Source organism: Endozoicomonas atrinae, assembly GCF_001647025.1.
Classification (GTDB): domain Bacteria; phylum Pseudomonadota; class Gammaproteobacteria; order Pseudomonadales; family Endozoicomonadaceae; genus Endozoicomonas; species Endozoicomonas atrinae.
Genome location: NZ_LUKQ02000677.1, coordinates 1 through 768 on the forward strand (window position 1 = coordinate 1; position 768 = coordinate 768).

General features: G+C 56.6%; 2 protein-coding genes. Both read left to right on the forward strand.

Annotation, left to right across the window (positions count from 1 at the left end; all coding sequences use genetic code 11):
* The first annotated feature begins 89 nt into the window (after positions 1 to 89).
* Complete coding sequence (locus AK963_RS30000; RefSeq protein WP_066018834.1) at positions 90 to 389, forward strand: Ref family recombination enhancement nuclease; 300 nt, start codon at positions 90 to 92, stop codon at positions 387 to 389.
* A gap of 19 nt (positions 390 to 408) precedes the next feature.
* On the forward strand, positions 409 to 582 hold the full coding sequence (locus tag AK963_RS34205) for a hypothetical protein (protein ID WP_175404761.1): 174 nt from the start codon (positions 409 to 411) through the stop codon (positions 580 to 582).
* Positions 583 to 768 lie beyond the last annotated feature (186 nt).

Consider the following 768-nt stretch of genomic DNA (forward strand, 5'->3'; position numbering starts at 1 on the left):
TCGTGAGATGACGCTGACCGAAGCCGCGTTTGTGCTGAAAATCAACCGGCGCTACCTGGCCCGTAAACTCAAGGCATGGCAGACGGCCTGTGACCCGCAGCGAGCGTGACTATCTGCAGGTGGTGGCACAACTGGGCTGCATTGCCTGCCGGATTAATGGTCTGGCGGGTGTTCCGGCGGAAGTGCATCATCAGCGACAGGGGACGGGCATGGGACGCAGGGCCAGCCACTTTGACACCATGCCGTTGTGCCCTGGGCATCACCGGTTTTACGACGATGCCATTCATGTGAACGCCAGCCGATTTGTCCAGCGATATGGGCAGGAGGAAGAGCTGGTGCGACAGACCCGCAGTGATGTGGAATTGTACCGGTCGAGCTTTGTCGGTTAGCGAATTGGAGAGAATGAACATGCATCCACCCAATGGGGCCAGTGGCTTTTGGATGGGCACCTATTACAAGCTGGATAAGCACAACCGGCTCTATTACTGGGACGGTGAGTGGCGCAGTAGCAGTCGCAGTACCGAGGAGTTTGTGAAGCAGATGTCGATGAACAGGTGTCGATTCGATTTTAAGAACGAATAGCGGGGATGGTGGCTGCGATCAGAAGAGGTCGCCAGGGAGTGAGCCTATCCCCGGTAAGGGAGTCAACAGGAGGACGGATATGTATCGGGCACTGGAGCAGGCACTGCTGCGCATCTTCGGGACGCCGGAGTTGATGATGAGTTCCGTCAGCTGGCATCGGGATATCAATTCAGGCTATCGGAAAAC